Source organism: Micromonospora sp. AMSO31t (assembly GCF_008868175.1).
Taxonomy (GTDB): Bacteria; Actinomycetota; Actinomycetes; order Mycobacteriales; family Micromonosporaceae; genus Micromonospora.
In genome coordinates, this window is the sequence record NZ_WBKT01000086.1 from 1 (window position 1) to 22851 (window position 22851).

At 72.6% G+C, this 22851-nt stretch carries 27 protein-coding genes; 25 read left to right on the forward strand and 2 right to left on the reverse strand.

The annotated features are described in order from the left end of the window. The 10 genes from F8274_RS19235 to F8274_RS19280 form a co-directional block, all read left to right on the forward strand. On the forward strand, window positions 1–372 hold a 372-nt coding region (locus F8274_RS19235), incomplete at its 5' end, for a hypothetical protein (RefSeq protein WP_225853865.1). Next, entirely contained in the window at window positions 372–2012 is a 1641-nt protein-coding gene (locus F8274_RS19240; RefSeq protein WP_151463765.1) for a cation acetate symporter, read from the forward strand. The genes F8274_RS19235 and F8274_RS19240, both read left to right, overlap by 1 nt. A 115-nt stretch (window positions 2013–2127) precedes the next feature. Beyond that, the gene (locus F8274_RS19245) at window positions 2128–2538 is read left to right on the forward strand and encodes a YbaB/EbfC family nucleoid-associated protein (RefSeq protein WP_151463766.1); all 411 of its coding nucleotides are present in this window, start codon (window positions 2128–2130) and stop codon (window positions 2536–2538) included. Between the two features lies 1 nt (window position 2539). Beyond that, complete coding sequence (locus tag F8274_RS19250; protein ID WP_151463767.1) at window positions 2540–2866, forward strand: hypothetical protein; 327 nt, start codon at window positions 2540–2542, stop codon at window positions 2864–2866. 2 nt (window positions 2867–2868) lie between these two features. Next, a complete protein-coding gene (locus F8274_RS19255; RefSeq protein WP_151463768.1) occupies window positions 2869–3363 on the forward strand; it encodes a hypothetical protein in 495 nt (164 codons plus the stop codon). Next, entirely contained in the window at window positions 3356–3859 is a 504-nt protein-coding gene (locus tag F8274_RS19260; RefSeq protein WP_151463769.1) for an EndoU domain-containing protein, read from the forward strand. Before F8274_RS19255 ends, F8274_RS19260 begins: the two co-directional genes overlap by 8 nt. Further along, on the forward strand, window positions 3856–4251 hold the full coding sequence (locus tag F8274_RS19265; protein ID WP_151463770.1) for a hypothetical protein: 396 nt from the start codon (window positions 3856–3858) through the stop codon (window positions 4249–4251). The genes F8274_RS19260 and F8274_RS19265 overlap by 4 nt, the downstream gene beginning before the upstream one ends. A gap of 79 nt (window positions 4252–4330) precedes the next feature. After that, window positions 4331–5095, forward strand: a complete 765-nt coding sequence (locus tag F8274_RS19270) for an ABC transporter ATP-binding protein (protein ID WP_151463771.1) — start codon at window positions 4331–4333, stop codon at window positions 5093–5095. Continuing rightward, a complete protein-coding gene (locus F8274_RS19275) occupies window positions 5080–6777 on the forward strand; it encodes an ABC transporter permease (protein ID WP_151463772.1) in 1698 nt (565 codons plus the stop codon). The genes F8274_RS19270 and F8274_RS19275 overlap by 16 nt, the downstream gene beginning before the upstream one ends. After that, on the forward strand, window positions 6777–7265 hold the full coding sequence (locus tag F8274_RS19280) for an SRPBCC family protein (RefSeq protein WP_151463773.1): 489 nt from the start codon (window positions 6777–6779) through the stop codon (window positions 7263–7265). The genes F8274_RS19275 and F8274_RS19280 overlap by 1 nt, the downstream gene beginning before the upstream one ends. Window positions 7266–7324: 59 nt before the next feature. Here the strand turns inward: F8274_RS19280 and F8274_RS19285 are convergent, their stop codons facing one another. Next, on the reverse strand, window positions 7325–7582 hold the full coding sequence (locus F8274_RS19285; RefSeq protein ID WP_151463774.1) for a hypothetical protein: 258 nt from the start codon (window positions 7580–7582) through the stop codon (window positions 7325–7327). 153 nt (window positions 7583–7735) lie between these two features. Here F8274_RS19285 and F8274_RS19290 point away from each other — a divergent pair, with 153 nt between their 5' ends. The 12 genes from F8274_RS19290 to F8274_RS19345 all read left to right on the forward strand — a co-directional run bounded on the left by F8274_RS19290 (window position 7736) and on the right by F8274_RS19345 (window position 19508). After that, complete coding sequence (locus tag F8274_RS19290) at window positions 7736–8338, forward strand: flavin reductase family protein (protein WP_225853867.1); 603 nt, start codon at window positions 7736–7738, stop codon at window positions 8336–8338. A gap of 158 nt (window positions 8339–8496) precedes the next feature. Continuing rightward, window positions 8497–8865, forward strand: a complete 369-nt coding sequence (locus F8274_RS19295) for a DUF485 domain-containing protein (RefSeq protein ID WP_151463776.1) — start codon at window positions 8497–8499, stop codon at window positions 8863–8865. Continuing rightward, window positions 8843–10516: a cation acetate symporter gene (locus tag F8274_RS19300; RefSeq protein WP_151463777.1), complete on the forward strand. Its 1674-nt coding sequence runs from the start codon at window positions 8843–8845 to the stop codon at window positions 10514–10516. The genes F8274_RS19295 and F8274_RS19300 overlap by 23 nt, the downstream gene beginning before the upstream one ends. A 72-nt stretch (window positions 10517–10588) precedes the next feature. After that, window positions 10589–11569, forward strand: coding sequence for an NAD-dependent epimerase/dehydratase family protein (locus F8274_RS19305; protein WP_151463778.1), 981 nt, complete (start codon window positions 10589–10591; stop codon window positions 11567–11569). A 74-nt stretch (window positions 11570–11643) separates the two neighbouring features. Beyond that, on the forward strand, window positions 11644–12831 hold the full coding sequence (locus F8274_RS19310) for an LCP family protein (protein ID WP_151463779.1): 1188 nt from the start codon (window positions 11644–11646) through the stop codon (window positions 12829–12831). A 208-nt stretch (window positions 12832–13039) separates the two neighbouring features. Continuing rightward, on the forward strand, window positions 13040–14251 hold the full coding sequence (locus F8274_RS19315) for an LCP family protein (protein WP_151463780.1): 1212 nt from the start codon (window positions 13040–13042) through the stop codon (window positions 14249–14251). A 208-nt stretch (window positions 14252–14459) separates the two neighbouring features. Further along, complete coding sequence (locus F8274_RS19320; RefSeq protein WP_225853866.1) at window positions 14460–15377, forward strand: LCP family protein; 918 nt, start codon at window positions 14460–14462, stop codon at window positions 15375–15377. Window positions 15378–15405: 28 nt separating this feature from the next. Beyond that, a complete protein-coding gene (locus F8274_RS19325; protein WP_151463782.1) occupies window positions 15406–15741 on the forward strand; it encodes a rhodanese-like domain-containing protein in 336 nt (111 codons plus the stop codon). Between the two features lie 14 nt (window positions 15742–15755). Further along, a complete protein-coding gene (locus tag F8274_RS19330; RefSeq protein ID WP_151463783.1) occupies window positions 15756–16547 on the forward strand; it encodes a glycerophosphodiester phosphodiesterase family protein in 792 nt (263 codons plus the stop codon). Between the two features lie 76 nt (window positions 16548–16623). Next, window positions 16624–18078, forward strand: coding sequence for an ATP-binding protein (locus tag F8274_RS19335; RefSeq protein ID WP_151463784.1), 1455 nt, complete (start codon window positions 16624–16626; stop codon window positions 18076–18078). Between the two features lie 67 nt (window positions 18079–18145). Beyond that, on the forward strand, window positions 18146–18562 hold the full coding sequence (locus F8274_RS19340) for an ATP-binding protein (RefSeq protein WP_192579891.1): 417 nt from the start codon (window positions 18146–18148) through the stop codon (window positions 18560–18562). 61 nt (window positions 18563–18623) lie between these two features. Next, a complete protein-coding gene (locus tag F8274_RS19345) occupies window positions 18624–19508 on the forward strand; it encodes a DUF5926 family protein (protein ID WP_151463786.1) in 885 nt (294 codons plus the stop codon). Here F8274_RS19345 and F8274_RS19350 read toward each other — a convergent pair. Continuing rightward, complete coding sequence (locus F8274_RS19350) at window positions 19495–20715, reverse strand: arginine deiminase (RefSeq protein WP_151463787.1); 1221 nt, start codon at window positions 20713–20715, stop codon at window positions 19495–19497. The genes F8274_RS19345 and F8274_RS19350 overlap by 14 nt on opposite strands. A 163-nt stretch (window positions 20716–20878) precedes the next feature. On the opposite strand from F8274_RS19350, the gene F8274_RS19355 reads away from it, so the two are divergent. From F8274_RS19355 to F8274_RS19365, 3 genes are all read left to right on the forward strand, one after another. Next, window positions 20879–21616, forward strand: coding sequence for a hypothetical protein (locus F8274_RS19355; RefSeq protein WP_151463788.1), 738 nt, complete (start codon window positions 20879–20881; stop codon window positions 21614–21616). 228 nt (window positions 21617–21844) lie between these two features. After that, window positions 21845–22300 (forward strand): PAS domain-containing protein, encoded by a 456-nt coding sequence (locus tag F8274_RS19360; protein WP_151463789.1) that lies wholly within the window; start codon window positions 21845–21847, stop codon window positions 22298–22300. A 75-nt stretch (window positions 22301–22375) separates the two neighbouring features. Further along, entirely contained in the window at window positions 22376–22765 is a 390-nt protein-coding gene (locus tag F8274_RS19365; protein ID WP_151463790.1) for an ACT domain-containing protein, read from the forward strand. Window positions 22766–22851: the final 86 nt, after the last annotated feature.

Below are 22851 nucleotides of genomic sequence, written 5' to 3' on the forward strand. Positions count from 1 at the left end.
CAGCCCCCCCGGCGGACCCGCGTCGTGCTGGCCGAGGTCTCCCGCCCGCGCAGCCGCGCCGAACGCACCCGCTCCGAACTGACCCAGCAGACCCGGGTCGGCGAGACGCTCGTGCAGGGCCTCATGCGGGCCCAGCTCTCGCTGGCCCTGCGGCTGAGCCTGCTGGTGCTGATCGGGCTGGGCGGGCTGCCCTGGCTCTTCGCCATCGCGCCCTCGGTCGGCCGGGTGACCCTGCTCGGCGTCAACCTGCCCTGGCTGCTGCTCGGGGTGGCCGCCTTCCCGTTCCTGATCGGGGTCGGCTGGGCGTACGTGCGGCTGGCGGAACGCAACGAGCAGGACTTCACCGACCTGGTCCAGCGGCCGGAGCGCTGATGGGCAACGGCTACGTGGTTCCCGCGATCGTGGCGGTCACTCTGGTCACCGTCGGCATCGGTTTCTACGGGCTGCGGCTGGCCCGCACCACCTCCGACTTCCTGGTCGCCTCGCGGGCGGTCAGCCCCACCTGGAACGCCGCCGCGATCGGCGGGGAATACCTGTCGGCGGCGAGCTTCCTCGGCGTGGCCGGGCTGATCCTCAAGTACGGCGTCGACGTGCTCTGGTACCCGGTCGGCTTCGCGGCCGGCTACCTGGCGCTGCTCCTCTTCGTGGCCGCCCCGCTGCGCCGCTCCGGTGCGTTCACCCTGCCCGACTTCTGCGAGGTGCGGCTCGGCTCGCGGCGGCTGCGGAAGCTCGCCACCGTCTTCGTGATCTTCATCGGCTGGCTCTACCTGGTGCCGCAACTCCAGGGCGCCGGGCTGACCCTGGCCACGGTGGCCGGCTCGCCCTACCCGGTGGGGGCGCTGCTGGTCGCCGTGGTGGTGACCGCGAACGTGGCGCTGGGCGGGATGCGGGCGATCACCTTCGTGCAGGCCTTCCAATACTGGTTGAAGCTCACCGCTCTCGCCGTACCCGCGATCTTCCTGGCGTTGCAGTGGCAGGCCGACGCCCGCCCGGCGGTGACCCCACCCGACGGGCCGACGTTCCGGACCGCGACCACCCTCGTGGTGGAGCACCGCGCGACGCTCACCCTGCCCGACGGCGACCTCCGGGAGGTACGCCCCGGCGACCGTCTCGACTTCGCCGCCGGTGACCCGGTGCCCGAGGTCTCCGGCGCGGCCACCGCCGCCACCGACTGGCTGCTGCCCGACACGGCCGGCGACGACGACCGGGGCCTGTTCGGGACGTACTCGCTGATCCTGGCCACCTTCCTCGGCACCATGGGGTTGCCGCACGTGCTCGTGCGCTTCTACACCAACCCCGACGGCGCCGCCGCCCGGCGCACCACGCTGGTGGTGCTGGCCCTGGTCGGCGTCTTCTACCTGCTGCCCACCATCTACGGAGTGCTGGGCCGGGTCTACACGCCGCAGTTGCTGGTCACCGGCCAGACCGACGCCGTGGTGGTGCTGCTGCCCGGTGCGGCGCTGGGCGACGGCACCACCGGCCGGCTGCTCGCCGCACTGGTCGCCGCGGGGGCGTTCGCGGCCTTCCTCTCCACCTCGTCCGGCCTGCTCACCAGCGTGGCCGGGGTGATCTCGACCGACGTCCTCGGCCGCGGCTCGGTGCGCGGCTTCCGGCTGGCCACGGTGATCGCCGGCGGGGTGCCGGCGGTGCTCGCGCTGAACGTCTCCGGGCTGGACGTCTCTCAGGTGGTCGGGCTGGCCTTCGCGGTCGCCGCGTCGAGCTTCTGCCCGCTGCTCGTGCTCGGCATCTGGTGGCGCGGCCTGACCGACCTGGGCGCCGCGGCCGGGGTGCTGGTCGGCGGCGGCGCCGCGATCGGCGCGGTGCTGCTCACCGTGCTCGGCCCGCCGCTGTCCGGCTGGCCGGCCACGCTCACCACCCAACCCGCCGCGTGGACGGTGCCACTGGCGTTCACCGTGATGGTGGCGGTGTCGATGGCCACCCGGCGGCGGCTGCCCCGGGACGTCGGCGTCACCATGCTCCGCCTGCACACCCCGGAGACCTTGCGTCTTTGACCTGCGGCTCAGGGCACGGCGGTCCGGGGGCGCACGGCCGGTTGCGGTGCGGATCACGCCCGGCGGCGGTCCTCGGGGACCGGCGGAACGTGAGCGGTTGACTACACTGCCCGGCATGGCTGAGCCGTCCGACCTGGACCGTACGATCTCGACAGTGCTGGCCACTCTCGCTGGCGGCGGCCGGAGCGCCGACCAGGAGCCGCCCGACGTGCAGGGCCACGGTTCGGCCGCCGACGGGCTGGTCCGGGTGACCGCCGCACTCGGCGGTCACATCGAGAGCGTGGAGATCGAGCCTGCCGCCATGCGGCTGCCGTCGCCGGACCTGGCTGAGGCGGTCCGCGCCGCCACCAACGTGGCGCTGGCCGACCTCCGCTCGGCGATCGCCGGCGCGACGGGCGTCCCGGACGCCACGGCGATGGTGGAGCAGCTCCGCGAGGTGCAGCGGACGGCCGTGCCACAGCTCCAGGGCTTCGTCGACACCCTGACCCGGGTACAGCAGCGACTGGCCTCCGGCGAGCGGCCCTGAGATGGTGCGGGCCATCGACCCGGAGGGCCTCCGGAGCGCCGGCAACGGGCTCCAGGACGTGTCCGACCGCTTCCTCACCGAGCTGCGCACCTTCATGTCCGACCTGGCCGCCTTCGGCGCGCCGTGGGGCGACGACGACATCGGCTCGCTCATCGGTGCGGCGGTCGATGAGGTGACCGCGTACGCGGCGGAGTGCTTCGAGTCGGCCATCGAGGAGCTGGGCGTGGTCGGTGTCGACCTGAACGGGATGGCCCATCGCGGCGAGGAGAACGAGCGGCTGATCGACGAGCGCTTCACCGGGCTCGGTCAGCGACTGGGACAGGTGTGACAGTGGGCCTGCAACTTCCCGGTGAGCTGGTGACCGTGCTCGGGATGATCGGCTACACCTGGCCGCAGACTGACGAGACGGCGCTGTTCGAGATGGGGCAGCGCTGGCTCGCCTTCAGCGGCACCATGCACGAGCTGACCGGCGAGGCGCGGCAGACCGCCGCCCCGGTGGGAGCGGGCAACGCCGGTGCCGACATCGAGGCGTTCCAGCGCTACTGGACCGAGCAGGACGGCCCGACCCAGGTGCTGGACGACGGTGCCACGGGGGCGATGCTGGCCGGCACGGGCCTGATCATCTGCGGTGCCATCGTGCTGGCCCTCAAGATCCAGGTCATCGTGCAGCTGGTGATCCTCGCGGTGGAGATCGCGCAGGCCGTCGCGACCGCGGTGGCGACGTTCGGCGCCTCGCTGGCCGAGATCCCGATCTTCCAGGCGATCACCCGGGAGATCGTCGGCCTGCTGATCGACCAGGTCGTCACCGAGCTGCTCAATGGCTAAAGGCGCCCGCAACAAGGCCATCGTCCGGGCCGCGCTGGACTACATGCGGAAGCAGAGGAAGCGCGCCCGGCACGGGCAACGCCGCGGCATGCAGCCGGAGCGGCTCCGGCACACGCTGGTGGGCGAGCGGGACGGCCGGGCGTCGGGCTGGCACCACCGTCCGGGCGGCATCGACCCGCCGGGCGCCAAGCTGCTCAAGGTCACCCAGCGCGATTCCCGGACCGGGGTCTACCACGGGCGGGTGGCCATGCAGAACCGCCGGACCGGCGAGTGGCGGGAGAAGCGCGGTGGCAGCACCTTCTTCCCGGACCACTGGACTGCCGAGGAGGCGGACAACGCCGTCACCCGGGGCTTCGATTCCCCGGACGTGGTGAAGGACCCGAAGACGGGCCGGTGGTCCGGCACCTACCGTGGAGTCGATCTGAAAGGCTTCTACGATCCCGAGACGGACACTTTGAGCCACGGCTATCCCGTCCTGCCTGGAGGCACGCCTTGAGCAGCATCGAGTTCTACCGGAGCGAACGTGGGGTCGCCGAATACCGGACCACCGACCGCCGGCTCGACTGCCTGGGCATGTGGCTGACCGACGACATCCAGAGCGTTCACGAGACGTGCCTGGACCTCCTGGCCGATCTGGAGGACATCGCCGCCGGCCGCAAGGAGGGCGAGAGCTGGGAGGGCAACGCCTGGGCGGCCGAGCTCAGCGCGGAGGGCGTGGACCTGCAGAACCTCTGGCGAGACGTGCTCAAGGCCCACTACCCGCTCCAGGAGACCCGGCGGGTGGTGGCCCGGTACTGGCGGCTGCTGGCCGACGACCCCAACCGGGCCCGGGCCGTCGCCGAGTGGGAAAGCGACAACGGCCGGCCGCACCCCTGGGACGGGCTCTGACGGGTACAGCTGAAGGGGGACGGGAAGATCCTCCTCTGGCCGGATCTGTCGCTGGCCGGGCCGGGCTACGGTCAGTGCCATGACCGATCAGCACCCGGCGCTGTCCATCCGTGGCCTGGCCAAGCGGTTCGACACCAAGGTCGCGGTCGCCGGCGTCGACCTCGACGTGCCGACCGGCTCTTTCTACGGGCTGCTGGGCCCGAACGGGGCCGGCAAGACCACCACCCTCTCCATGGCCGTCGGCCTGCTGCGGCCCGACGCCGGCCAGGCCCGGGTGCTCGGGTACGACGTGTGGGCCGACCCGGTACGCGCCAAGGGGCTGCTCGGCGTCATGCCCGACGGGGTTCGCCTCTTCGACCGGCTCAGCGGGGCCGAGCTGCTGGCCTACCACGGGCTGCTGCGTGGCATGGACCCGGCGGTGGTCGACCAGCGCGCGGTGGAACTGCTCGACGTGCTGGCGCTCACCGACGCCGGCCGCACGCTGGTGGTCGACTACTCGGCCGGCATGAAGAAGAAGATCGGCCTGGCCTGCGCGCTGCTGCACGGCCCCCGGCTGCTGGTGCTGGACGAGCCGTTCGAGGCGGTCGACCCGGTCTCGGCGGCCCTCATCCGGGACATCCTGCACCGCTACGTCGTGGGCGGCGGCACGGTGATCTTCTCCAGCCACGTCATGGAGGTCGTCGAGCGGCTCTGCTCGCACGTGGCGATCCTGGCCGACGGCCGGATCAAGCGGGTCGGCACGCTCACCGAGGTGCGCGGCGACCGGTCCCTGGAGGAGGTCTTCGTCGAGGTGGTCGGCGGGCGGACCGCGACGGGCGAGGAGCTGTCGTGGCTGTCCCGGTGACCGCCGCCGAGCGGCCGGCCCGGGCCGTCTCGCCCCGGCACTTCGTCCGGCTCAAACTGCGGGTGCTGCGCAACAACTTCCGAGGTCAGGGCTGGCGGATCGCGCTGTTCGTGGGCGGCCTGCTGTTCGGGCTCTGGTTCGCCGCCGGCGGCTTCTTCCTGCTCGCCGCGCCCGGCCTGGCCGACGAGTCCCGCTACGCGCTGATGACCGCCGCCTTCGGCGGCGGCCTGCTGACCCTCGGCTGGCTGCTGCTGCCGCTGGTCTTCTTCGGCGTGGACGAGACCCTGGACCCGGCCCGCTTCGCACTGCTCCCGCTCTCCCGCCGCACCCTGGTCACCGGCCTGTTCGCGGCCGCCCTGGTCAGCGTCCCGGCGCTGTCGACCCTGCTCGCAGCCGCCGGGCTGGTGGTCACCGCCGGCGCGCTGGGCGGCTGGTTCGCCGCGCTCGTCGCGGTGCTCGGGGTGGCCCTCGGCCTGCTGCTCTGCGTGGCCGCCGCCCGCGCGGTGACCAGCGCCTTCGCCACCATGCTCCGCTCCCGCCGGGTTCGCGACCTGGCCGCCGTGCTGCTCGCGGTGGTCGCCGCCCTGCTCGGCCCGTTGCAGCTGCTGGTGCTCGGCGCGGTCCGGCAGGCCGACTGGGACCGGCTCACCGGGGTCGCCCGCGTGGTCGGCTGGACCCCGTTCGGGGCGCCCTGGACCGCCGGCGTCGAGGTGGCCGAGGGGCACGCCGCCGTGGCCGGGCTGAAGCTGCTGATCACCGTCGCGGCTACCGGCGTACTCCTGCTGTGGTGGTCGCGGTCGCTGGAGTCGGCGATGGTGGGTGCGGCGAGCGCCGGGCCGTCCCGGGACCGGCGCGGCACCCTGGCGGGCGGGGCCGTCGCGCAGCTCTTCCCCCGGGCCGTCGGCTGGGCCGGGCGGGACCGGTTCGGCGCGCTGGTCGCCCGGGAGTGCCGCTACTGGTGGCGGGACGCCCGGCGGCGGGCCAACCTGATCACCGTGGCGGTGGTCGGCATCTTCGTGCCGGTCATGGTCAACCTGGGCGGCTCCCGGTTCGCCACCGACGGCGGGGCCGCGTTCGGCGAGGCCACGGCCAACTCGTCGCCGCTGCTGGTCAGCATCTCGATGGTCTTCGTCGGGGTGCTCGCCGCCGTGACGCTGGCCAACCAGTTCGGTTTCGACGGCAGCGCGTACGCGGCCAACGTGGTGGCGGGCGTGCCGGGGCGGGTGGAGCTGCGCGCCCGGATGACCGCGTTCTCGCTGTACGTGGTGCCGATCCTCGGCACGGTCGCCGTGGTGCTGGCCGTCGTGCTCGGGCGGCCCGGCTGGCTCGGCGTGATGGCCGGCGGGCTGTTCGCCGCGTACGGCTGCGGGTTGGCGATCAACGCGGCTGTCTCGGTGCTCGGCGGCTACTCGCTGCCGGAGACCAGCAACCCGTTCGCCATGAACACTGGCGCCGGGATGGCGCGGAGCCTGTACGCCCTGGTGTCCATGGTGGCCTCGGCGGTGGCCGCCGTGCCGCTGGTGGTGGCCGCCGCGCTGCTCGGCGACGTCTGGCTCTGGCTGGCCCTGCCGGTGGGCCTGGCGTACGGGGTGGGTGCCGCGCTGCTCGGCGCGTACCTGGCCGGCGACGCGCTGGACCGCCGTCTGCCGGAACTGCTGGCCGCCGTCACCCCGAGGCGCTGATGCCGGTCGTCGAGGCGGTGACCACCGTCCCGGTCCCGCCGGAGCTGGCCTTCGCGGTGTCGCAGACCGTGGCGCCGGTCCGCTACCGCTGGGACCCCTTCGTCCGGGAACAGCACTTCGTCGACGGGGCCACCCGGCCGGGCCGGGGCGTGCGCACCTTCACCCGTTCCCGGCACGGCCTCGTCATGGTCAGCGAGTACGTCTCCTGGGCGCCGCCGACCAACGTCGGCATGAAGATGGTGCGCGGGCCGTGGTTCTTCGAGCGGTTCGGCGGCGGCTGGCGGTTCGCCCCCGGCCCCCAGCCCGGCACGACCGTCGCCACCTGGCGGTACAACTTCCGGTGCCGGCCCGCGTTCCTCCGCCCGGTGGCCGACCGCATCGGGGTCTGGCTGCTCGGCCGCGACATCCGCCGCCGGATCGCCGGGTACGCCGCCGGCTGCACCGACCCCGAGGTGCTGGCCGCCGCCCGCCGCTCCCTCGACGCATAGCCGGAGATCTTGGACAGTTTCCGTTCGCCCCGAACGGGAACTGTCCAAGATCCGCCGGGTCAGGCCGTGCGGCGCATGGCCGCGTAGAGGTTGTGGCCGTCACCGATGCTGGTCACGTTGACCAGCTCCCAGCCGTAGTGGGACAGGTGCTCGACCGCCTCCATGAGGGGCTGGAATCCGCTACGCCCCCAGGTGTGCTTAGCGGTGACCACGAGGTGCCGGTGCGGGTAGGCGCGCAGGTCGACCTGACCGCCGAGGACGGCGTCGGCGCTGACGACGCGTTCCTGAGCGAGCTGCTGCGGTGGGACGAGAGACATGCCCGGCAGGGTAGGGCCCTCAGTCGAGCCCGTCCCGCCCGAGGCTCGCGAGCAGGCAGCGCCGGGAGTCCGGCGTGAAGGCGAGCGCCGGCCCAACGACCGCCGAGATCTTGGGCGGAAAGGGCCCCTCCCGGGGCCGAATTCGTCCAAGATCTGGACGAGGCCGGGCAGGGCGCACTGCACCGGCGCTTCCTCGGGTGGGCGCGGGGGCGGGGCGGCACAATGTTTCACGTGAATCATGAGCCGGGCGCCGAGATCCACCACACCGACCCGTTCGCCGTGCCGGCCGGGCAGCGCTCGCCGGTCCGCCGCCTGCGCGGCCGGCTGGCCGCCCCGGTGACGCTCTGGACCGCGCCCGGCCCGGCCGGGCTGACCGTCTCGTCCACCCTCGTGGCCGAGGGGGAGCCGGACCGGCTGCTGGGGCTGGTCGACCCGGAGTCGGAACTGTGGGCGGCGGTCGAGGAGGCGGGCCGGTTCGCGGTCACGCCGCTGGGTCCCGGGCACCGGCAACTCGCCGACCGGTTCGCCGGCCTCTTCCCGTCGCCGGGCGGCCTCTTCGCGCTCGACTCCTGGACCGACACCCCCTACGGACCGGTGCCCGCCGACGGCGGCGGGTGGGCCGGGTGCCGGCTCGACGCCGCCCGGGAGTACGGCTGGGGCCTGCTGGTCGAGGCCACCATCGAGGCGGTCGACCTGGCCGAGGAGAGCGCGCCGCTGCTGCACTACCGCGGCCGCTACCGGGGGCTGACCGACTGACCACCGACCGCTGAGCGGAGTGACCTGAGTCACTCGGCGCAGCCGGACTGCCGTTCGGCGCAGGCGTCGACCATGGCCGATCCGAGCCTTCCCCGGCGGGCAGCGCGCTCTCTACCGTGCGCGAAACTCCCCACGCCTGCGAAGGTGGTGATCCACAGATGTCCACGGACACACCCGCGTCCGCACCCGCCGAGTCGGCGGCGGAACGGTACCTCGCCGTCCAGCGGTCGGACGAGTTCGCCGGGTTGCGGCGCGCGCTGCGCGGCTTCGTCTTCCCGATGACCGTCGCGTTCTTCCTGTGGTACGCGCTCTACGTCATCCTCTCCGCGTACGCGCGGGGTTTCATGGGCACGAAGCTGGTCGGCAACATCAACGTCGCCCTGGTCTTCGGCCTCCTCCAGTTCGTCTCGACGTTCGTCATCGCCTGGCTCTACTCGCGGTTCGCCGACCGGAAGATCGACCCGGTCGCCGACCGGATCCGCGCCGAGATGGGGGAGGTGAACCATGAACACGGTCCTCGCGGCTGAGGCGGGCAGCACCACCGCCCGGAACCTGACGATCACGCTCTTCCTGGTCTTCGTGGCGATCACGCTCGCCATCACGGTGTGGGCCAGCCGGCAGACCAAGACCGCCACCGACTTCTACGCCGGCGGCCGGTCCTTCTCCGGCTTCCAGAACGGCATGGCCATCGGCGGCGACTACATGTCGGCGGCGTCCTTCCTGGGCATCGCCGGCCTCATCGCCCTGTACGGCTACGACGGCTTCCTGTACTCGATCGGCTTCCTGGTCGCCTGGCTGGTGGCGTTGCTGCTCGTCGCCGAACTGCTGCGCAACTCCGGCCGGTACACGATGGCCGACGTGCTGGCGTTCCGGATGCGCCAGCGCCCGGTGCGGACCGCCGCGGCGGTCTCCACCATCACGGTGTCGATCTTCTACCTGCTGGCCCAGATGGTCGGCGCGGGCGCGTTGGTCGCCCTGCTGCTCGGCATCAAGCCGGGCACCACCTTCCTGGGCATGGACGCGGACACCGCCAAGGTGGCCACCATCATCCTGGTCGGCGCCCTGATGATCATCTACGTCACGGTCGGCGGGATGAAGGGCACCACCTACGTCCAGATCGTCAAGGCGTTCCTGCTGATGACCGGCGCGATCGTCATGACCCTGCTGGTGCTGGCGCACTACAAGTTCAACCTGTCGTCGCTGCTGGGTGACGCCGCCCAGCAGTCCGGCAAGGGCGCGGCCTTCCTCGAACCCGGGTTGCGCTACGGCGTGGAGACACCCGGCGACGCGCTGAAGACCTTCTACAGCAAGATGGACCTGCTCTCGCTGGGTATCGCGCTGGTGCTCGGCACCGCCGGCCTGCCGCACATCCTGATCCGCTTCTACACCGTGCCGACCGCGAAGGCGGCCCGGAAGAGCGTGCTCTGGGCCATCGGCATCATCGGCACCTTCTACCTGCTCACCCTGGCCCTCGGCTTCGGCGCGGCGGCGCTGGTCGGCGGCCAGGCGATCACCGCGCAGGACAAGGCCGGCAACACGGCCGCCCCGCAGCTCGCCGAAGCGCTCGGCAAGGACTTCTTCGGCGGCGACCTGGGTGGGGCGACACTGCTGGCGATCATCGCGGCGGTCGCCTTCGCCACGATCCTGGCGGTGGTGGCCGGGCTCACCCTGGCCTCCTCGTCCAGCCTGGCGCACGACTTCTACGCCAACGTGGTGCGCAACGGCGAGGCGTCCGAGCGGCAGGAGGTGAACGTCGCCCGGATCTCCGCCCTGGTGATCGGCGCGATCTCCATCGTCCTGTCGATCTTCGCGCAGAGCCTGAACGTGGCGTTCCTGGTGGCGCTGGCCTTCGCGGTCGCCGCCTCGGGCAACCTGCCGGCGATCCTCTACAGCCTGTTCTGGAAGCGGTTCAACACCTCGGGCGCGGTCTGGGCGATCTACGGCGGCCTGCTCGCCGCCGTGGTGCTGGTCTTCTTCTCCCCGGTGGTCTCCGGGGCGCCGACGGCCATGTTCCCCGACCACGACTGGCACTGGTTCCCGCTGTCGAACCCGGGCATCATCTCGATCCCGATCGGCTTCCTCTGCGGCTGGATCGGCACGCTGGTGTCGAAGGAGCACGACGAGGAGAAGTACGCCGAGCTGGAGGTGCGCTCGGTCACCGGCGCCGGCGCGCACTGACCACACCCCCCACCCCCGGTGGGCCGGAGCCGTCGTCGGCTCCGGCCCACCGGCTTGAGTAGGCTGGCGGCCATGAAGGTCGCTCCCCGCTTCGGCTCCGGACATCGCATCCTCGTCACCGGCGGCGCCGGCTTCGTCCCGTCCCACCTCGTCGACCGGCTCATCGAGCGCGGCTGCACGGTCGTGGTGCTGGACAACTTCGTCACCGGCTCCAAGGACAACATCGCCCACCTCCTCGAGAAGCCGACCTTCACGCTGATCGAGGCGGACATCTCGGAAGGGTTGCCGACCGACCACCCGGCCATGGCCGAGCGGTTCGACGGGATCCTGCACATGGCCTCCCCGGCCAGCCCCACCGACTTCGAGAAGCTGCCGGTGGAGATCCTGCGGGTCGGCTCCGTGGCCACGCTGCACCTGCTGGAGCGGGCCACCGCCGACGGCGCCCGGTTCCTGATGGCCTCCACCTCCGAGGCGTACGGGGACCCGAAGGAGCACCCGCAGCGCGAGACGTACTGGGGCAACGTCAACCCGATCGGCATCCGGAGCGTCTACGACGAGGCCAAGCGCTTCTCGGAGGCGGCCACCATGGCGTACCACCGCAGCCGGGGCACCGACACGGCGATCGTCCGGATCTTCAACACGTACGGCCCGCGGATGCGGCCGGACGACGGCCGGGCCATCCCGACCTTCATCTCCCAGGCGCTGCGCGGCGAACCGATCACCGTGCACGGCACCGGCAACCAGACCCGCTCGATCTGCTACGTGGACGACCTGGTGCGGGGCATCCTGCTGCTGCTCGACTCGACCGAGACCGGCCCGATCAACTGCGGCACCGAGCACGAGATGTCGATGCGGCAACTGGCCGAGACGATCGTGTCACTGACCGAAAGCAGCTCCGAGGTGAGCTACATCACCCGCGCTGCCGACGACCCGGAGAAGCGGCGCCCCGATCTGACGCTCGCCCGTGAGCTGCTGGGATACGAGCCCAGCGTGACGCCCGAAGACGGCCTGCGACGCACGATCGAGTACTTCCGCGGCCGGCTAGGGTACTGAGTCCCGCTGGGAGGAGGCTGACACCCGGCTGCGCCTCAGGGCGCGGGTGGCTCCGCCGACCTACCCTCGGTTACATGTCAGCGACCTCGTCTGCCGGCGTCCCGCTCCCCGCACGTCTGAGTCGGAGCGCGGGCCGCGCCCAGGTCCCCGGCTCCGGCCGGGGCACCACCGGGCGTGCCCGCGCGACCGACGCGCGCTGGTACCCCTCGCACGACGACGCGCCGCGTTCCGGCGGTCCCGGCCGGCGCGGCCCGCGGCCACGGTGGGGGCGCATCGGCCTGGTGGCCGGCATCGCGGTGCTGGTGCTGGCGCTGCTCGGCGGCGCCGGCGCCTGGCTCTACGCCCGGAACCTCAACGGCGACCTGGCCCGCACGGACCCCTTCTCGCAGATCACCGGGGGCCGCCCGGCCAAGCAGGTCGACGGCGCGTTGAACATCCTGCTGGTCGGCAGCGACTCGCGGGACCCGGACGCCGAGGTGGACGCCGCCGGCAAGTGGCGGGCGGACACGCTGATCGTCATGCACATCCCGGCCGACCACAAGCAGGCCTACCTGGTCTCGATCCCGCGTGACCTCTACGTGCCGATCCCGGAGAGCGCCGGCGCCTCCTGCGACTCGGGCTCGCGCAACAAGATCAACGCCGCCTTCGCGTTCGGCGGCCTGCCGCTGGCCGTGAAGACGGTGGAGTGCTTCAGCGACGTCCGCATCGACCACGTGATGGCGATCGACTTCGGCGGCTTCAAGGAGGTCACCGACGCCCTCGGCGGGGTGGACCTCAAGGTGGAGCGCACCATCAACTCGATCCACAAGCCGTACCGGACGTTCACCAAGGGTGTGAACCACATGAACGGCGCCGAGGCCCTGGACTGGGTCCGGCAGCGCAAGCAGTTCCCCGACGGCGACTTCGCCCGGATGCGCCACCAGCAGGAGTTCCTCAAGGCGCTGATGGACAAGGCGGCCAGCACGGGGACATTGACCAACCCCAGGAAGCTCAACGATTTCCTCCGGGCGGTCACCGCCGCCGTCACCGTCGATCAGGGATTCTCGTTGACCGACATGGCGCTGCAGTTCCGAAACCTGCGCGGCGAGAACCTGACCTTCCTCACCAGCCCGAACCTGGGTGGCCAGACCGTCGACGGCCAGTCGGTGGTGGTCTCCGACCGGGAGAAGGCGCTGGCGATGTACAAGGCCATCGCGGCGGACACGATGGCCGACTGGGTGAAGGCCAACCAGAAGACCGACAGTGACGGGAGCGGCGGCTGACGCCGCCCCCACGAAGCAGCACATCCGGTCGGCGGTCAAGGCTCTTCCCACAGTGAGCCAACCGCCGACCGGATCTTTTCAATTGGCCGTTCGGTCACAACCGCAGGCCATTGGCCGAGATTGACGGGAATAGCCCTCGCACGAGGTCGCGAGAACGGGAACAGATACGTACAGTGGTCCCGCCCCCGATCACCGAGCTGGAGCACGCATGCCGGTCCAGACCAGCCGTCGCCCTCAGTCACTGGAGCCCGGTTCGCCCGGGCGGGTTCCCCCGATCATCCCCACGCAGCCCGGCCACGGCGGCCGCGGGCCCGGTGGCGGGAAGAAGCGCACCAAGCGCAAGGACCCGTTCTGGGCCAAGCTCACCGTGATCTTCGGTGCCGTGCTGATGATGACCAGCGGTGTCGCGATCGTCGGCAGCAAGGCGGTGATCGGTCAGGCGACCAGCAGCATCGACCAGGGCAACCTGCTCGGCGAGGCGGGCAAGACCGACGCCGAGGGCGGCAACAGTCTCGAAGGCCCGATCGACATGCTGCTGCTCGGCGTGGACGCCCGCGCGCGCTGGGCCGCCGACGACGTCCGCTCGGACACGATCATCATCCTGCACATCCCGGCCACCCACGACCAGGCCTATCTGATCTCCATCCCTCGGGACACCGAGGCACAGATCCCGGCCTTCGAGAAGAGCGGCTACCGGGGCGGCACCGACAAGATCAACGCAGCCTTCCAGATCGGCGCCCGCAACGGCGGGGGCTGGGAGGGCGGTGCCCAGCTGATGGCCAAGACCATCAAGTCGATGACCGGCATCAGCTTCGACGGCGCCGCGATCATCAACTTCGGCGGCTTCAAGAACGTGATCGACGCCCTCGGCAGCGTGCGCATCTGCGTGAGCCACGAGGTCAAGTCGCACCACATGATGATGGTCGACGGCAAGCCCATGTGGAACGCGGACGCGAAGAAGACCGGCAAGGCGATGACCCCGGTGGTGCACAAGAAGGGCTGCAAGGAGATGGAGGGCTGGGAGGCCCTCGACTTCGCCCGCCAGCGCTACGGCCTGCCGAACAGCGACTACGACCGCCAGCAGAACCAGCAGCAGCTGATCAAGGCGATGGCCAAGAAGGCCACCGACAAGGGCATGCTGACCAACCCGATCAAGCTGAACGCGCTGATCAAGGCGGCCGGCAAGGCGTTCATCCTGGACACCGGCGGCGTGCCGATCGCGAACTTCATCTTCACGCTCAAGGGCGTCAGCGGGAACGACCTGGTCACCCTCCGGACCAACGGCGGCACCTACAGCAGCGCCGGCAACGGCCGGGAGAAGTTCAACGAGACGACCATGGAGATGTTCCAGGCGGTGAAGAACGACAAGCTCGCGGACTTCGTGGTGTCGAACCCGACGGTCCTGTCCACCCGCAAATGACCTGGTGACCGGCCGGTAGCCGCGCGAAAGCGGCACCGCCCGGAGCTTCCCCCCCGTAGCCTGACGTGAGCGGGTCTCATGTCGCGGCTACGGGGGGAACGTCACGTCCAGGCCAGCACGGAACGCACGCGGGCGGGGTCGACCCGCCCGCTGGCCCCGGTTCCTGCTCGGCGCCGGTCTCGCCCTGCTCCTGCTCGCCACCCTCGGCGTGGCGGGGCTGCACTGGCTCACCAACCGGTACGACCGCACGGTCACCAAGGAGCAACTGCTCGACTCGGCGGCCCGGCAGTCCCGCACCGACCTCTCCGGCCCGCTCAACTACCTGCTGATCGGCTCCGACCACCGGCCCGGCGCCAACCCCGAGGACCAGCGTTCCGACAGCATCCTGATCGTGCACGTGCCGGCCGGGCTCCGGCAGGCGTACCTGATCTCCGTCCCGCGCGACCTGCTGGTCGCCATCCCGGCGGCGCCCGGCTACGGCGGCGGCCGGGACAAGGTCAACGCGGCGTACGAGCACGGCGGCGGGGGCGATTCCGGGGCCCGGCTGCTCAGCGCCACCCTCGCCCGGCTCACCGGGATCCGCTTCGACGGCGCCGCGCTTGTCGACTTCGCCGGCTTCAAGCAGGTCATCGACCTGCTCGGCGGCATCCGGATGTGCGTGGACACCCCCGTCCGGTCGATCCACACGAAGACCCAGTTCGACACCGGCTGCCAGCAGATGGACGGCGCCCGGACGCTGGACTACGTGCGGCAGCGCTACGACCTGCCCGGCGGCGACTACGACCGGCAGCGACACCAGCAGCAGATGCTCCGGGCGGTGCTCGACCGGGCCGGCGAGACCCACCTGCGCAGCGACCCGGTGAAGCTGGACCGGGTGCTCCGGGCGGTCGGCGGGGCGCTGACCCTGGACAGCAACGGCGTACCCCTGGAGGACCTCCTCCTCGCGCTCCGCGGGCTGCCCGCGGACGCCCTGCACGGCGTCCAGGTGCCCTCCTTTCCGCAGACCATCGACCAGGTCTCCTACGTGGTGCTGGACAACGGCGGCGGCGGGCTCTTCGACGCGCTGCGCGGCACCCGGATGCCGGAGTGGGCCGCGGCCAATCCCCGCTGGGTCAACCGCCTCTGACCGGACGGGCCGTCTAGGCTTGGTAGCCGTGTTCGGACCACAGGTTCCCAGCGTGCCCGCGTCGGCCGTGCCCGACGACGTCTACCTGCTCGACGTCCGGGAGGACGACGAGTGGGCCGCCGGCCATGCGCCGGCCGCCCACCACCTGCCGATGACCGAGCTGCCCGCCCGGATCGCCGAGGTGCCGGACGACCGCGAGGTGGCCGTGATCTGCCGCTCCGGCGGGCGGTCCGCGCAGGTCGTCGCCTACCTGATGCGCAACGGCTGGGACCAGGTGCGCAACGTCGTGGGCGGGATGGGTGACTGGGCCGCCGCCGGCCGCCCGGTGGTCACCGACGACGGGCAGCCGGGCCGGGTCGCCTGAGGCGCGGCGCGGCCATGACCGTCCCTCTGGTGTTCGCACACCGCGGCGCGTCCCACGACCTGCCGGAGCACACCCTCGCCGCCTACCTGCGCGCGCTCGACGAGGGCGCGGACGGGCTGGAGTGCGACGTCCGGCTCACCCGGGACGGGCACCTGGTCTGCGTCCACGACCGCCGGCTGGACCGGACCAGCAACGGTCACGGGCTGGTCAGCGCGCGGACGCTCGCCGAGTTGGAGGCGCTCGACTTCGGCTCGTGGCACCCCGGCGGGGTGGCGGCCGACGGCGACGAACAGCTCGACGAGTCACATACCCGGCTGCTCACGCTGGAGCGGCTGCTCGACGCGGTGCTGGCCGCCGGGCGGCCGGTGCGGCTGCTGATCGAGACAAAGCACCCGTCCCGCTACGGCCGGGACGTCGAGCGCCGCCTGGTCACCGTGCTGCGCCGGTACGGCCTGGCCGAGCCCGGTCCGGACGACCCGGTCCGGGTCACCGTGATGTCCTTCTCCCCGCTCGCCGTACGCCGGATCCGCGACCTCGCGCCGGCACTGCCCACGGTGCTGCTGCTGGAGGTGCTGCCGCGCTGGCTGCGGCTGGGCCGGCTGCCGTTCGGCACCCGGATCGCCGGGCCGGGGATCGGCCTGGTCCGAGCGCGTCCCCAGCTCGTCCCCGCGCTGCGCGCCGCCGGCAACCAGGTCTTCGTCTGGACCGTGAACGAGCCGGAGGATCTGGAGCTGGTGCTGGCCGCCGGGGTCGACGGGGTGATCACCGACCGGCCCGCCCGGACGTTGGCCCGGTTGGGCCGGTGAGCCCCACCGGTCCGACCGGTGGGCGGTCGCCCGGCCGGGGGTGTCCCCGCACCGGGCGGCGGGGCACACTCGGGACATGCCGGAGCGAACCGACTTCACCTCTCTCATCGCCGGCCACACCGCCGTGATCAAGATGATCAACTCGGGGGAGTCCGGTCTGCCCGTGCTCACCCGGCTGCTCCGCGAGGTGGAGCCCGCCATCGGCGCGGCCGGCCTGGTGTTCGTGGAGTTCGCCCCCACCGGCGGGCGGGTGATCGCGGCGACCGGCAGCGCCGAGTTCGTCACCGGCCGCCCCCTGCCGGCCACCGACCCGGCCACCGTCTGCCTGCTCTCCGGCCCGCCGGTGCGCGAGGTCCGGGTCGACGCCATCCCCGGCGCGCTCGCCGACGAGGTGGCCGCGCGCGGACTGCACCGGATGATCCTGGCGCGCGCCGAGATCGGCGGGCTGACCGTGGGCAGCCTGCACGCCCTCTACCCGGCCGACGAGTCGCTGGACGCCTCCCAGCGCGCCGTGGTCGGCTACGTGGCCGCCTGCATCGCCCACATGTACGGCGACCAGACCGGCCTGCCGGTGCACGGTGACGGCCCGGTGGTGGCGGCCCTCGCCGACGGCCTGGCCGTGGTGGACCGCGAGCACCACGTGCGGCTCTGGAACCCGGCCGCCGCCCAGGTGACCGGGCGGCCGGCCGGCGAGGCGCTCAACCAGCCGCTGCCGTTCCCCCTCCCCCCGTCCGGGCAGGTCCTCGACCACCGGCTGCCGGACGGCCGCTGGCTGCGGATCACCTCCGGCGAGCTGCCCGGGCCGGGCACGCTACGGGTGGTCACCTTCCGCGACATCACCGACCAGCAGCGGCGCGACAACGACCGCGACCTCTTCGTCGCGGTGACCAGCCACGAGCTGCGCACCCCGGTCACCGTGATCAAGGGGTACGCGGACACCCTCACCGACCACTGGGAGTCGCTCAGCGACGACGACCGGCGGCAGGCCGCCCGCATCATCGGGCAGCGCGCGAACGAGCTGGCCCGGCTGGTCGACCGGCTGCTCACCGCCGCCACCGAGAACCGCCCCGGCGGCGAGCCGGCCGCCCCGTTCGACCTGACCGACGCGCTGCGGGCGGCGGTGCCCGACCTGCCGGCGGACGTCCGGCACCGGGTGGTCCTCGACCTGCCGGCCGACCTGCCCAAGGCCCTCGGCGACCGGCACAGCCTGGCCACCGTGCTCACCGAGCTGGGCACCAACGCCGGCAAGTACTCGCTGCCGGACACCCCCATCGAGGTCTGCGCCGAGGCCAACGAACGCACCGTCTCCTTCCGGGTCGCCGACCGGGGCATCGGCATCCGGCCGGAGCACGTGGAGCGGGCGTTCGACCGGTTCTGGCAGGGGGAGTCCGGCGACCGGCGTCGCTACCCGGGGGCCGGGCTGGGGCTCTATCTCGTCCGGCAGATCGTTGAACAGCAGAAGGGATGGGTATCCCTACGACCGAGAGCCGGTGGGGGTACGGTCGCAGAGGTGCGGCTGCCACGGGGGTGAACCCGGCCCGCACGGCGGTGGGGAAGGAACGACGGTGGGGACGGGTTCGGCCGAACGATCGTGGTGCGTGGTGGTGCCCCACCACGCCACCGGCGCGCGCCTGGCCCGGCACCGGCTCGCCGACGAGCTGGCCGGCGTCGTACCCCCGACGCTGCTGGCCGACCTGGTGGCCGTCCTCGCCGAGCTGGTCGGCAACGCCGTGCGGCACGCCGACCCGCTGCCCGGGGGCGTGGTCCGGGTGGCGTGGCGGCTGCGGGCGGCGGCCGGTGGGCAGACCGTCCAGCTCCGGGTGACCGACGGCGGCTCCGCCTCCGGCCCGCTCATGCGGGTCGCCACCCCGGACGCCGTCGACGGGCGCGGCCTGCACATCGTCTCCGGGCTGGCCAGCCGCTGGGGCGTCGAGCGGGACGGCCTGGGCCAGAGTGTCTGGGCCGAGTTCGACCCGGCCGGCTCCACCCGGCCGGACCTGGTCGTGGCCGGTTGAGGCCACCGGGGAGGCGGGTCCTGCCCACGGCCGTCCGGTCCGGCATCTAGGCTGTCTCGCCGTGAGCAAGCGTCGAAAGAGCCAGCGGGCCGCCGAAGCCACCCCGAAGCGGGAGAAGGTGCGCGACGTCTTCGTGCCCCGACCGTTCGAGGGCCTCGTCGACGAGCCGGAGTGGATCGCCCTGCGCGAGCTGGTCCCGGCCGCCTCCGCGCCGCTGCGGCTGACCCCCGAGCTGGTCGAGGAGCACGGCGACCGGCCGGTCACCCTGGCCACCGTGCTGCCGATGGCCGCCCCGGCGATCACCAAGCCGGACGGGCGGGTCCTCATCGGCCTCCAGCGCCACCAGCAGTCCGGCGACGTCTCGCGGGACCTGGCCGACGCGCTGCTCTGCGCGCTGCGGACCGAGCCGGGCGGTCAGGTGAGCGTGCCGCCGCTGCCCGGGCCGGGCCCCCGCCTCCAGGACATCCTCGTGGACGGGCCGCTGGAGATCAGCATGCACGACGGCTTCGAGTTCTGGCTCGACCCGGGCGCCGCCGACGACCCGGGCGTGCAGGCATCCCTGGAGCGGGCCAACGCGGCGATCTACCCGACCGTGAAGCTGGCCGCGGCGCGGGCCGCGTACTGGTGCCAGGTGCCGGAGAAGGCGCACGTGCGCTGGGTGCTGCCGGAGGACGAGGACATCGCGCTGGACGCCCTGTCCCGGCTGAGCGTGGCCGGCACGCTGACCCTCGGCGACGACACCCGCTTCGCCGGCATGTTCCGGGCGCACGGCCGCCTCGTGCCGGTCTGGGACCTGCCCGAGGACGTCCCGGCCACCGACTGGGAGGAGCCGGTGACCGGGTTCGCCAAGCGCTACGCCGAGGCGCTCGAGGAGCGGGAGCCGCTGGACGCGGCCGGGCGCCGGGCCCGCCAGGGTCTGCTCGGCCGCCAGCTCACCCTGCGCTGAGGCTCAGCGGTTCGCGGACCAGCGGGCAGGACATGCAGCGGGGCCCGCCCCGCCCGGAGCCCAGCTCGGACCCGGCGATGGCGATCACCTCGATGCCGGCCCGTTCGAGCTGGGCGTTGGTCTCCACGTTCCGCTCGTAGCCCACGCAGAGCCGGGGGGCGAGCGCGAGGGTGTTGTTGCCGTCGTCCCACTGCTCCCGTTCCGCGGTGACCGGGTCCAGCCCGGTGTCGATCACCCGGAGCTGGTCCAGGTCCATGGCGTCGGCGGCGGCCCGCAGGAACGGCGCCGGGCCGTCGACCCGCGGATCCTCGCCGTCCGCGCCGGCGATGACCGTGTACGCGGACAGCTCGCTGGCGATGTTCGGGTACATCAGCACGGCGTCGACGTCGACCATCGTGCAGACCGTGTCGAGGTGCATGGTGGCCCGCTCCTGGGCGATCGGGACCACCAGGATGGTGTGCGCGAGCCCGGCGGCGAAGACCTGCCGGCCCAGCCGCTCCGCCCCGGCCGGCGTGGTCCGCTCGCCCACGCCGACGGCGAGCACCCCGGGCGCGAGCAGCAGCACGTCGCCGCCCTCCAGGTGCTCCAGCTCCGGGTGGTAGACGAACTCGGTGCCGACGAAGCGCGGGTGGTAGCGGTAGATCGCGTCGGTCAGCGTGGTCTCCCGCCGGCGGGCCGGCATGGCCAGGCTGGTCACACCGACCCGGTCCCCGATCCAGACCGACGAGTCGCGGGTGAAGAGCAGGTTGGGCAGCGGGTCGATGACGAAGTCGTGCCGGTCCATCAGCGTCCAGACCAGACCGCCCGGGCGGTCCGGGCCGACCCGCAGCTCCTCGTGGGCGAGCCCGGCGACGAACACGTCGGCCAGCGCGGCCGGGTCGAGGTACGTCAGGTGGTCGGCGACGCGGCGGCGCAGGGTGTCGCCCAGCCGGGGCGAGCGGAGCACCAGCTCGGTCAGCTCGGCCCGCGCGTCCGGCACGGCGAGGGTCTCGGCCAGCAGGGTGGCCAGGTAGAGCACCTCGACCCCGCGGGACCGCAGGGCGGCCGCGAAGGCGTCATGCTCCTCCTGCGCCCGGCCCACCCATGGGATAGCGTCGAAGAGCAAGGAGTCGTTGTTGCGTGGGGTGAGGCGGGCGAGTTCCGGCCCCGGGCGGTGCAGCAGCACCGTGCCGAGGCGACCGACCTCGCTGTCCACGTAGTGGGTCACCTTCGCAGCCTAGGACAGCCTTCCGCACCATCCGAGAAAAGAAGTGTGAATGAATATGGCATTCATCCGCACTCATTCCGGCGCTCCAACTTGCCGAGCACCGGGGTGCGCAACGTAGGGTAGTGGAGACATAACTTCGAGAGACCTTTTGCCGGAGGTCGCGATGACTGTCTTTCCCGCTCGCCGAGCCGTACCGAGCCGGGCACTGCCGCCCGTCTCGGTGCCGCACCCCCGGGTCGAGGCCACCTCGGTGCTCGAACCGGCCCGACCGACTCCGCTGGAGTGGGCCCGCCGTCGGCGGGCCGAGCGGGGGGCCCGCCGGTTGGAGGCGGCCGGGGCCCGGGCTCTCGGTCAACTCGACCACCTCGGCCCCGCCTGGCACGTCATCGAGTGGCCCCGCACCGACGCCGCGGACATCCTGCTCGACCGCACCCGGGACGACCGGGCCGGGTTCCTCGCCATCGGGCCGAGCGGGCTCTTCGCGGTCACCATCGCCGACCACGGCCGGGCCCGGGTGCTCGTCGCCGGCGACGTCGTGCAGATCAACGGCAAGCGTCCGCCCTATGTGGCCGAGGCGCGCCGCGACGCCAAGCGGGCCAGCAAGGCCCTCTCCGACGCCGTCGGCCTGCCGATCCCGGTGACCCCGGTGCTGACCTTCGTCGGCTCCGGGGTCATCAGCGTCTACGGCCTGCCCAAGGACTGCCTCATGGCCACCCACCGGGAGCTGGACCGCCTGCTCGTGGCCGGCGGCAACCGGATCAGTCCGGCCACGGCCGAGAAGCTCTCCCGGGTCGCCCAGGCCCCGTCGACGTGGCTCAACGGCACGTACCGTCCAGCAGCCGACTACCGGTGGTACGACGAGGGCCGAACGGCCGCTGACAAGCGGGCCGCCCGCCGGTAACGTCTCCGGCGACGCCACGCGGTCCGCGGGTCCGCCCCGGTGGTCCCGTCGGCCCCGCGCCGTCGCCGGCCGTCCGGCACCGGGCACCGTCGCACCGACACCTGCCCCCGGTCCCCGCCGAGCCCCGGATCCCCGAGCGGCTCCGGCCACCGGAGACGCAGCGCGGTCGGGCGGTCGTCGTGAGGACCGGCTAGCGTGGACAGACCGTCGGTGTACATAGGAGGCGCGGTGGCCCACGTCGAACTCTCGCTCTCGGAAGCGTTCGTGCCCCCGGCGGGGACACCGACCGAGCAGGAGTCCGACAACGTCGGGCGGTGGTCCGGCATGGTCTCCCGGGCCGCCGAGCCGTGCCTGCTGATCGACGCCGACACCACCGTCGTGGCGATCTCCTCGTCCGGCTGCGACCTGCTCTGCCTCGGCGCCCCCGAGGACGTGATCGGCCGGCCGCTGCTGGAGGGCGGCTTGCGACTGGTCGACTTCACGGCCAGCCCGAGCGAGCTGACCGAGCAGGAGACCGACAAGATCCCGCCGCTGCTCGCGCTGCTCTCCGGCCGGCTGGCCCGGGGGCTGCTCCGGGTCCAGGGGCCCGGCTCCGACGCCGGCACGACGGTCGACGCCATCTCCACGCCGGTGCTCACCGACGGCCAGGTGGCCGGCTCGCTCACCTTCTTCTCTGCCGTCTGACCTGCGAAGACGTGTGGCAATCGCCGCACCGGGCGGTGCTGGGGCACAGCCACGTGGAGGCCGTAGGGTGCCCTCATGCTCGATGTCGCTCTGTTGCCGGGCGCGTACGCGGTGTGCCGCCTGCCGGCCGGCACCGTGCTGCCCCCGCACATCTGGGGCGACCTGGGCGACCGCGACGTGGTGACGGTGAGCTGGACCGCCGACGGGGTCTCGGTGATCTGCCCCGCCGAGCGGGCCCCCACCGGGGCGGACGTGGAGACCGAATGGCGCTGCCTGCGGCTGGTCGGCCCGCTCGACGCGGCGGTCACCGGCACCCTCGCCACGCTGGTCGACCCGCTCGCCCGGGCCCGGGTGAACGTGGTGGCCTTCTCCACGTACGACACCGACCACCTGCTGGTGCCCGCCGTGCGGCTGGTCGAGGCGACGAGCGCGCTGGAACGGGCCGGGCACCGGGTCCAGACGTGACTTCACCCGCCAGGGTGATCCTCCTACGATGGGCTCGGCCGTCCGGCCATGACGACGTCCGTCGATGCCGAGGATCGCACCGTGCC

Coding starts and splice junctions, on each gene's coding strand:
- F8274_RS19270 (WP_151463771.1), top strand. CDS start 4,331: ATGACCGATCAGCACCCGGCGCTGTCCATCCGTGGCCTGGCCAAGCGG.
- F8274_RS19280 (WP_151463773.1), top strand. CDS start 6,777: ATGCCGGTCGTCGAGGCGGTGACCACCGTCCCGGTCCCGCCGGAGCTG.
- F8274_RS19315 (WP_151463780.1), top strand. CDS start 13,040: ATGCCGGTCCAGACCAGCCGTCGCCCTCAGTCACTGGAGCCCGGTTCG.
- F8274_RS19355 (WP_151463788.1), top strand. CDS start 20,879: ATGACTGTCTTTCCCGCTCGCCGAGCCGTACCGAGCCGGGCACTGCCG.
- F8274_RS19300 (WP_151463777.1), top strand. CDS start 8,843: ATGAACACGGTCCTCGCGGCTGAGGCGGGCAGCACCACCGCCCGGAAC.
- F8274_RS19260 (WP_151463769.1), top strand. CDS start 3,356: ATGGCTAAAGGCGCCCGCAACAAGGCCATCGTCCGGGCCGCGCTGGAC.
- F8274_RS19335 (WP_151463784.1), top strand. CDS start 16,624: ATGCCGGAGCGAACCGACTTCACCTCTCTCATCGCCGGCCACACCGCC.
- F8274_RS19295 (WP_151463776.1), top strand. CDS start 8,497: ATGTCCACGGACACACCCGCGTCCGCACCCGCCGAGTCGGCGGCGGAA.
- F8274_RS19310 (WP_151463779.1), top strand. CDS start 11,644: ATGTCAGCGACCTCGTCTGCCGGCGTCCCGCTCCCCGCACGTCTGAGT.
- F8274_RS19245 (WP_151463766.1), top strand. CDS start 2,128: ATGGCTGAGCCGTCCGACCTGGACCGTACGATCTCGACAGTGCTGGCC.
- F8274_RS19365 (WP_151463790.1), top strand. CDS start 22,376: ATGCTCGATGTCGCTCTGTTGCCGGGCGCGTACGCGGTGTGCCGCCTG.
- F8274_RS19330 (WP_151463783.1), top strand. CDS start 15,756: ATGACCGTCCCTCTGGTGTTCGCACACCGCGGCGCGTCCCACGACCTG.
- F8274_RS19240 (WP_151463765.1), top strand. CDS start 372: ATGGGCAACGGCTACGTGGTTCCCGCGATCGTGGCGGTCACTCTGGTC.
- F8274_RS19285 (WP_151463774.1), bottom strand. CDS start 7,582: ATGTCTCTCGTCCCACCGCAGCAGCTCGCTCAGGAACGCGTCGTCAGC.
- F8274_RS19305 (WP_151463778.1), top strand. CDS start 10,589: ATGAAGGTCGCTCCCCGCTTCGGCTCCGGACATCGCATCCTCGTCACC.
- F8274_RS19250 (WP_151463767.1), top strand. CDS start 2,540: ATGGTGCGGGCCATCGACCCGGAGGGCCTCCGGAGCGCCGGCAACGGG.